This is a genomic window from Acidaminococcus sp. CAG:542 (assembly GCF_000437815.1).
In the GTDB taxonomy this organism is placed as follows: Bacteria; Bacillota; Negativicutes; order Acidaminococcales; family Acidaminococcaceae; genus Acidaminococcus.
Genome location: NZ_FR902025.1, coordinates 1 through 8,925, shown reverse-complemented (window position 1 = coordinate 8,925; position 8,925 = coordinate 1). Strand labels below are relative to the sequence as shown.

At 55.5% G+C, this 8,925-nt stretch carries 9 protein-coding genes; 1 reads left to right on the top strand and 8 read right to left on the bottom strand.

Annotated elements, in window-relative coordinates:
* The 7 genes from QVO43_RS01410 to maeA all read right to left on the bottom strand — a co-directional run.
* A partial coding sequence (locus QVO43_RS01410) for a CBS domain-containing protein (protein ID WP_288174297.1) occupies positions 1-297 on the bottom strand: 297 nt, incomplete at its 3' end.
* A 15-nt stretch (positions 298-312) separates the two neighbouring features.
* Positions 313-1,017 (bottom strand): ABC transporter ATP-binding protein, encoded by a 705-nt coding sequence (locus QVO43_RS01405; protein ID WP_022486832.1) that lies wholly within the window; start codon positions 1,015-1,017, stop codon positions 313-315.
* A complete protein-coding gene (locus QVO43_RS01400) occupies positions 1,017-1,787 on the bottom strand; it encodes an ABC transporter ATP-binding protein (protein WP_022486831.1) in 771 nt (256 codons plus the stop codon). Before QVO43_RS01400 ends, QVO43_RS01405 begins: the two co-directional genes overlap by 1 nt.
* Entirely contained in the window at positions 1,762-2,742 is a 981-nt protein-coding gene (locus QVO43_RS01395) for a branched-chain amino acid ABC transporter permease (protein ID WP_022486830.1), read from the bottom strand. Before QVO43_RS01395 ends, QVO43_RS01400 begins: the two co-directional genes overlap by 26 nt.
* 9 nt (positions 2,743-2,751) lie before the next feature.
* Positions 2,752-3,648: a branched-chain amino acid ABC transporter permease gene (locus QVO43_RS01390; protein ID WP_022486829.1), complete on the bottom strand. Its 897-nt coding sequence runs from the start codon at positions 3,646-3,648 to the stop codon at positions 2,752-2,754.
* 71 nt (positions 3,649-3,719) lie between these two features.
* Positions 3,720-4,895, bottom strand: coding sequence for an ABC transporter substrate-binding protein (locus tag QVO43_RS01385; protein WP_022486828.1), 1,176 nt, complete (start codon positions 4,893-4,895; stop codon positions 3,720-3,722).
* A gap of 298 nt (positions 4,896-5,193) precedes the next feature.
* On the bottom strand, positions 5,194-6,837 hold the full coding sequence (maeA, locus tag QVO43_RS01380; RefSeq protein WP_022486827.1) for an NAD-dependent malic enzyme: 1,644 nt from the start codon (positions 6,835-6,837) through the stop codon (positions 5,194-5,196).
* Positions 6,838-7,019: 182 nt separating this feature from the next.
* Here maeA and QVO43_RS01375 point away from each other — a divergent pair, with 182 nt between their 5' ends.
* Complete coding sequence (locus QVO43_RS01375; protein WP_022486826.1) at positions 7,020-7,898, top strand: LysR family transcriptional regulator; 879 nt, start codon at positions 7,020-7,022, stop codon at positions 7,896-7,898.
* 30 nt (positions 7,899-7,928) lie between these two features.
* On the opposite strand, the gene QVO43_RS01370 is transcribed toward QVO43_RS01375, so the two are convergent.
* Positions 7,929-8,369: a YbjN domain-containing protein gene (locus tag QVO43_RS01370; RefSeq protein ID WP_022486825.1), complete on the bottom strand. Its 441-nt coding sequence runs from the start codon at positions 8,367-8,369 to the stop codon at positions 7,929-7,931.
* Between the last annotated feature and the right edge of the window lie 556 nt (positions 8,370-8,925).

The window sequence follows — 8,925 nt, the reverse complement described above, 5'->3', positions numbered from 1 at the left end:
GGCGGCGGTTTCCACCCCGTCTTCCGCCTTGACGGTGATCACCGCCTTGGTCATCAGGTCCTTGGCTTTCAGTTTGCCCAGGATGTAGTTGGCTTCATACCGGTCCAGGGTACTGGCGTCGGAAGGCGTGGCCCGGGCCACATCCCCGTCGGTGACAATGCCCTTCAGGTGGCCGTCTCCGTCCACCACCGGGATCCGGCGCAGGTTGTTGTTCAGCATCAGTTCCCGAATTTCCAGCAGGGACTGTTCCCCGGTGACTACTTTTACAACTTTGGTCATCAGATCTTTCACTTGCATGGTTCTGCCTCCTTGTCAGCCGCCCAGATAGGCTTTCTGCACGGCTTCACTGGCTGCCAGTTCGGCGGCCGTCCCGGACAGGACCACCCGCCCGGTTTCCAGTACATAGGCCCGGTCTGCAATGGACAGGGCCATGTTGGCGTTCTGTTCCACCAGGAGGACCGTGGTGCCTTCACTGTTGATTTCCTTGATGATGGAGAAGATTTCCCGCACCAGAAGGGGCGCCAGCCCCATGGAAGGTTCGTCCAGGATCAGCAGCTGGGGACGGCTCATAAGAGCCCGGCCCATGGCCAGCATCTGCTGTTCCCCGCCGGACAGGGTGCCGGCGGTCTGGCTGACCCGTTCCTTCAGACGGGGGAATTTTTCAAAGACTCTCTCTTTGTCCCGGGCAATGCCGTCTTTGTCGGTCCGAAGATAGGCCCCCATGTCCAGGTTTTCCATAACCGTCATTTCCGCAAACACGTGACGGCCTTCCGGCACCTGGACCAGCCCCCGTCCCACCAGTTTGTGGGCAGGGATTCCCACGATTTCTTCCCCTTTATAGAGGATGCTGCCGGTTTTGGGTTTGATCAGTCCGGAAATGGTATGAAGGGTGGTGGATTTCCCGGCCCCGTTGGAACCGATCAGGGTGACGATTTCCCCATCCCCCACTTCCATGTTCAGATCCTTCACGGCGTGGATGGCCCCGTAGTAGACATTCAGATTTTTGATGGTGAGCATCAGGATACCTCCTCGCCCAGATAGGCCTTGATGACCCGTTTGTTGTGCTTGATTTCCTCAGGGGTGCCGTTGGCAATGCAGATGCCGTATTCCAGCACATAGATCCGCTGGCACACGTTCATGACCAGGCCCATGTCGTGTTCGATCAGGAGGATGCTCAGGTTGAATTCCTTTTTGATCCACCGGATCATTTCCATCAGTTCCTTGGTTTCCTGGGGATTCATACCCGCTGCCGGTTCGTCCAGCAGCAGCAGTTTGGGAGAGGTAGCCAGGGCCCGGGCAATTTCCAGCCGCCGCTGTTCCCCATAGGGCAGGTTCTTGGCGGTTTCGTCCCGGAGCTTTTCCAGGTGGAAGATTTTCAGCAGGGCCAGGGCCTTTTCCTCGATGGATTCCTCTTCTTTGAAATACCGGCCGAACCGGCCGATGGCTTCCACCAGACCGTACCGGACCTGGCTGTTGAAGGCGATTTTTACATTGTCCAGCACCGATAGTTCTGAGAACAGCCGGATGTTCTGGAAGGTCCGGGCGATCCCCATCTGGGTCACCTGGTAGGGTTTCTTTCCGTTGATCCGCTGACCGTTGAAGGTGATTTCCCCTTCAGAGGGTTCATACACCCCGGTGAGCATGTTGAAGGCCGTGGTTTTCCCGGCGCCGTTGGGGCCGATGAGACCGATCAGTTCTCCTTCGTCGATCTGCATGGTCAGGTTGGATACAGCCCGGAGGCCCCCAAAGATCATGGACGCGTTATTCACTTTGAGCAGTTCCGCCACGAGACCCACCTCCCAGTTTCATAGATTGGAACATTTTCAGGCTCAGTTCCTTGTTGCCGAAGATTCCCTGAGGCCGGTTCAGCATCAGGACGATCAGGACGATGGAGTAGATCACCATCCGCCATTCCGGATAATCTGCCAGGGCGGCAGAAATGGCCGTCAGCAGCACAGCCCCGGAAATGGACCCACTGATGGAGCCCAGACCTCCCAGCACCACCATAGTCAGTACGTCAAAGGAACGCATGAAGGTGAAGGATGCAGGATGGGCGATGTAGTAGTAATGGGAGAACAGGGCACCCGCGGTACCGGCAAACCCGGCGCCGATGGTGAAGGCCATCACCTTGTACTTGGTGGTGTTGATGCCCATGGTTTCCGCGGCGATCTCATTTTCCCGGATGGCCAGGCAGGCCCGGCCGTCAGCGGAATTCTTGAAGTTCTTGATGAAATAGACCACGAACACCGTGATCCAGAAGGCAATGGGGAAAGTGGTCAGCCGGGGGATCCCCATAAAGCCGGAGGCCCCGCCCACATAGTCGATGTTCAGGATGGCGATCCGGATGATTTCCCCCAGGCCCAGGGTGGCAATGGCCAGATAGTCCCCGTTGAGCCGCAGGGTGGGCATGCCGATCAGGAAGCCCAGGAAGGCGGCGGACACGGTGGCCACAATGAGAGCAATGGGGAAATCCATCCCCAGCTTCACGGTGATGATGGCGGAGGTATAGGCCCCTACCGCCATAAAGCCTGCATGGCCGATGGAGAACTGGCCGGTAAGGCCGTTGATCAGGTTCAGGCTCACAGCCATGATGATGTTGATCAGGATCAGGATCACGTTGGTTTCCCAGTAATCATCCAGGATCTCTTCGTCAAAGAGGAAGTAGAACACAACAAAGAGGATCACCATGATTCCCAGACCCAGCAGGTCCTGTTTGTGGAGGGATTGACGTAAACTCTTCATGGCATTCACCTACACTTTCTCTTTCACGTTCTTGCCCAACAGACCGGTCGGCTTGTAGAGCAGGATCAGAATCAGGATGGCAAAGGCCGCCGCATCCCGATAGGTGGAAGAAAAGAAGCCGGAGACCATGGCTTCCACCAGGCCCATGATGATGCCCCCCAGCATGGCACCGGGCAGGATCCCGATGCCGCCCACAACGGCGGCGATAAAGGCTTTGATCCCGGGCATCATGCCCATGAGGGGATCAATGGAGTTGTAGTAGATTCCCACCAGCACACCGGCAGCCGCTGCCAGAGCGGACCCCAGGGCAAAGGTGGTGGAAATCACCCGGTCGGTGTCGATGCCCATGAGCTTGGCAGCATCCGCATCATAGCTTACCGCCCGCATGGCTTTCCCGGCCTTGGTCTTGTTGACGATGTAGGTCAGGGCCAGCATCAGCAGCAGGGCGCTGACCAGGATCAGGATCTGCTGGTTGTTCACCACCACGCCCCCGATATGGTACACCGTGGGAGCGAACATCGGCGGGAAGGTCCGGGGCTGGGGAGAAACCAGCAGGATCATGCCGTTTTCCAGAAAGAAGGAAACGCCGATGGCGGTGATCAGAGCCGCAATCCGGGGCGCGTTCCGCATGGGCTTGTAGGCGATCCGTTCAATGAGGATCCCGGCCAGGGCCGCCCCGATCATGGCCACGATCAGGGCCGGAAAGAACGGCAGTCCGGCTTTGGTAATGGCCACAAAGCCGATATAGGCGCCCAGCATGTAAATATCCCCGTGGGCGAAGTTGATGAGTTTGATGATCCCGTAGATCATGGTGTAGCCCAGAGCGATCAGGGCATAGATGCTGCCCAGGGATACCCCGTTGACGATCTGTTGGGCGAACTGATGGGCAAAGGATCCGGTATCCATAAGCACCCCTCCTTGTGAAAAAGTTTGGCGTCAGACCGGAGACCGATCCGACGCCGTATGGTAATGGTTTCTTACAGCGTAATCTTTTGTTTGAAGGTCTGTACGCCGTCTTTCATTTCGATGATGATCCCGCCGGAAACAGGGTTGTGATCCTGGTCCAGGGTGTATTTGCCGGTGGCAACCTGCAGATCCTTGATCTTGCTCAGGGCATCAGCAATCTTGGTGCCATCGGTGGAGCCGGCCTGTTTGATGGCTTCCGCCACAGCCAGGGTCCCATCGTAAGCATGGATGGCGAAGGTATCCGGTTCTTCGTTGAATTTGGCTTTGTAGTCCTTGATGAACTGCTGGACATGAGGATCCTTGTCCTGGGCAGAATAAGCGCTGGTGAAGTAGGTGCCGTTCAGGGCTTCTGCACCGGCGATCTGGGCCAGTTTGGGAGAATCCCAGCCGTCGCTGCCCAGGATCGGGCAGGTCAGCCCAACTTCACGGGCCTGTTTGATGATCTTGGAGACTTCTTCGTAGTACCCGGGCACATACAGAGCTTCCGGATTGGTGGCTTTCAGTTTGGTCAGTGCGGACTTGAAGTCCTGGTCCTTGGCCAGGAAGGCTTCCTTGCCTACCACCTTGCCGCCTTTTTCTTCCAGGGTCTTGCCGAACACATCCGTCAGACCTTTGGAGTAGTCACTGGAAGAATCATAGAAAATCGCAACGTTCTTCAGTTTCAGGGTATCTACGGCGAACTTGGCCATCAGTTTGCCCTGGAAGGGATCCGTGAAGCAGGCACGGAAGATGAAGGGCCGTACCTTGCCTTTTTCATCCACGGTGATCCCGGGAGCCGTGGCCACAGGAGCCATCAGAGGCACCTTGCTGTTGGTCACTACCGGCGTGGCGGCAGATACGCAGCCGCTGGTGGCCGGCCCGATGATAACCGAAACCTTATCCTTGGTGATCAGCTTGGTGGCTGCGTTCCCGGATTCGGAAGGCTCGGACTTGTTGTCCGCTTCCACCAGCTTGATTTTCTTGCCGTTGATGCCGCCTTTGGCATTGATCTGTTCCACCGCCAGCTGTACCCCTTTGTAGGTGGATTTGCCGTAGTTGGCTACGTTCCCCGTCAGTTCGAACAAAGCACCGATCTTGATTTCATTGCCATTGTCTTTCGCTGCATCTTTCTTGCCGCAGCCGGTAAACATAGACGCCACGAGAGTTGTCATCGCCAGCGCGCCGACCGCTTTTTTCCATGCTTTCATCAACAACACCTTTGCTTTCCTGGTATTTCTTGCCGGGGACCCGTATAAAATGACCGGTCGGCCTTGCAAGCTATAGTTATTATACGCACTAATTCACATTTTTGCAACATTCTTTTTTACAAAACATATTACGATTTTTAAAAATATACAGTTGTTTTATGTACATTTTTTAACTAGTTCGTCTGGAAAGGATTTTTGTATTTATTTCAAGAACATTTTCTGAAAACAAGGAGGGCCGCTGAACTTTCTCCTTTGGGCACGAAAAAAGAGCTGCCGCTTTCGCAACAGCCCTTTTCTCTTACAGTTTCCGATATTCCGCCTTCCACCGGATGGCTTCGATGGCCTTTTTGGGATCTTCCACAGGGATCCCGTTCAGCCCTTCCTTCACTGCCTGGCACACCACTTTTTCCGCCAGGATCTTGGTGAAATTCCCCATTTCCCGGACAGGAGGCAGAACGGAAGCCCCGGGCTTTTTCATGTCCACCAGATCGGTAAGGGCATGGGCCGCTGCTGCCAGCATCCCGGGAGAAACCTTCCGGGCCCGGCAGGCCGCCACAGCCAGCCCCATCCCCGGGAACACCAGGGAGTTGTTGGCCTGGCCGATTTCAAAAATGGTCCCGTGATACACCACTTTCCGGGAAGCGGTACCCGTGGCCACCAGGGCTTTTCCGTCGGTCCAGTGGAGCAGGTCGTCAGCATTGGCTTCCGCCAGGTCCGCCGGATTGCTCAAAGGGAAGATAATGGGCCGGGGAGTATGGGCGGCCATTTCCTGGACGATTTCCTTGGTAAAGGCTCCGGCGGCGGTGGAAGCTCCCACCAGGATGGTGGGATGGATGGCCTTCACCACGTCTTCCAGATTGTCCAGTTTGGCTCCTGCCGGGAATTCACTCCGTTTCCGGGCATAGGGTTTCTGCTGGGGCGTCATCCCTTCCGTATCTTCAAACAGCAGCCCCTGCTGGTCCACCAGATAGAACCGGCTCCGGGCTTCTTCCTCGCTGAGCCCCTGGAGCTTCATTTCTTCAAAGACCTGCCGGACAATGCCCATGCCGGAGGTACCGGCCCCGAAGCACAGGAAGGTCTGGTCCGTAAGCTTTTCCCCGGAGGCTTTCAGGCCCCCCAGGATGGCAGCCAGGGTCACGGCTCCGGTGCCTTCGATGTCGTCGTTGTACACCGCGTACTGGTCTTCATACCGTTCCAGGAGACGGGCGGCATTTTCCCGTCCGAAGTCCTCGAAATGGACATACAGATGAGGAAAGAGCTTTTCCGCGGTCTGGAGGAAGGCATCCACAAAGGCGTCGTACCGTTCGTCGCTGATCCGTTCGTGATGGAGTCCCAGGTACAGAGGATCATCGATCAGGGCCTGACGGTTGGTCCCGGCATCCAGCACCACCGGCAGTACCTTGGCAGGATCGATGCCGGCGGCCGCGGTGTACACCAGGATCTTCCCGGTGGAAATGCTCACTCCGTTGGTGCCCCAGTCCCCGATGCCCAGGATGCTTTCCCCGTCGGTGACCACAATCAGCTGGATTTCCCGGCCGGAAGCCCCGTTCTTCAGGGATTCCTCAATGTCGTCCATATTGTCGATGGACAGGTACACGGCGTTCTGGGGAGTGGTGAACAGTTCGCTGTACTGCTTCACACTTTCCGCCACCCCGGGAGCATAGAGCACCGGCATGAGTTTTTCCAGGTGGTGGGAGAACAGATGGAAGAACAGGGTCCGGTTCCGGCTGAACAGCTTCATCAGGTAATGGCGCTGGACCGCCTTGTTGGGCCGTTCGCAGAAGTTGTCATAGGCCTGTTTGTCCTGGAGTTCGATGGTTTCCACCTGAGGGGGCAGAATACCGATCAGGCCGTACTTTTTCCGTTCCTCCCGGGTGAAGGCCGTTCCCTTGTTCAAAAATGGATCATTCAGCAGATCATAACCGCGTTTGCTGATTGTCATGATAATTTCCTCTCTTTCCCACTGCACAGCAGCCATGGACAGGTTGTTTCCAGATTGTTTTCGTATGCCCATTGTATCCATTGAAACAGAAAAAGTACAATATTTTATTTTCTCTGACCCAAACTTCAGGTTATAATAAAATGACAGCTGACCGCTGACCGTTTTTTAACAAGGAGCCCATCATGAAACTTACTCAGATTGAATATTTCATCGCCGTCTGCGAATGCGGGAGTTTTTCCCGGGCGGCGGAAAAATGCCATATTTCACAGCCGGGAATTTCCAAGGCCATCCGGGAACTGGAGGAGGAATGCGGGGTGGCCCTGTTCCAGCGGAACCGGAACAACATCCAGATCACCCGCCGGGGCCGGATCCTCCTGGAACACGCCCGGCAGTTCCAGAACCACTACCGGAACCTGTGCCAGGTGGTCCGTACCCTGGGCACCGGAAAGGCCCTGATCCGGATCGGCATCGCCACCATGCGGGGAAACACCATCTTCCCCCAGATCCACGGGGCCTTTCTGAAATCCCACCCCCAGATCACTATCGAAACGGTGGAAGAGACCACCAAGGTGCTCTACGAACTGCTGGACCGGCAGGAAATCGACTTTGCCCTGTGCGTCACCAACCGGCTGCCGGAGGAACCCAGCCACTGTCTGCTGCTGCGGAAAAGCTATCTGAAGCTGTTCGTCCGCCAGGACCATCCCCTGGCCCAAAAAGAGGCGGTGGATCTCCTGGAGCTCCGGAATATCCCTCTGGTGCTGTTTTCCGACCATTTCGACCAGACCGCCTACATCCGCCGCATGTTTGCCCAGAGCGGGGTCCATCCCTGGATCCTCCACCAGACCACCCAGGTGTTCACCATCCTGGAATACATCCGGTCCGAAGGGGCCGCCGGATTCCTGACGGAAGAAATCGCCCAGCAGGAACCGGACCTCCATGCCCTGTCCGTCCGTCAGTTCCAGCCTGCCTTCATTACCCTGGACTGGAACAAAGACCTCCATTTCAACCCGGCCATGGAGGAATTTGTGCGGTTTGTGAAAAAGGGTCTGCCGACTGTATAAAAAACAGTCAGCAGACCCTTTTGTCAGCTGTTATTCCCAGATCGTCTTCATGATTTCTTTGTACTTCTCGTCCAGTTCCTTGCTGATCATCTGGAACAGGCCATACATCATGTTCCCGTCCACCTGGGGTTCCCGGAAGATCACGCAGGTGTCCATGATCAGGGATTCTTCCTTGTCCAGATAGAATTTGAAAGCCTTGTAGGTGCTGTTGTACTGGTTCAGCATTTCCAGCAGGGCTTTTTTGTTGCTTTCTTTCAGGGCCTTGGGAGCCAGCAGCACCCGAATCACCCCGAAGGCGCTGTCATCCAGTACCACGATCAGCTGGAGGGGAGTCCCTTCCACGTCCAGATGGGACCGGAACACCACCGTATGGAACGGATCGTCTTTGATGGGATCCACCACAAAGGCCTTGGGATCTTTCTTTTCTACAAAACGCTTGAAGCTTTCCGCTTTCTGGTTCAGTGCTGCCATTGGTATCCTCCTTCAGCGGGAGCGGTCCCGCTTTCTTTCTTAACAGGATAAGCCATGGAGGAAATCCCGTCAAGTTTTCCACTTATCAACAGGCTTATCCACAAAAATGGTCAGGTTATCCACATTTCCTGTGGATAACTCTGTGGGTAAGTCCCAGATATAGTGCAAAAGTCCGTTCACCCCACAATATCCAGAGCCACTTATCCACTTGTGCACAGGATATCCACAGGAAAAGGGGGCTGTTGCATGAGCAACAGCCCCTCAGTCAGAAGTCCGGAGTCTGAAGTCGGAAGCCTCAGGACAGGATCCGCCTGGCTGGACGGATCCTTTTGATTATGTAAAACCAGAATCGAAATCAATCTGAGCAATCATTTCGTCTAAAGGTTCTACACATTCAAAAATTTGCATGCAAATTTAACATTCGGCTCCAGACTTCAGACTCCAGACTTGAGCCGCTACGCGGCTCTACAGCTAGGGGGGTGTTGCACGTAACGTGCAACACCCCCCTTTTTCTTACTCTTCCTCACCCACCGTATTCACTACGGCCAGTGCGGCT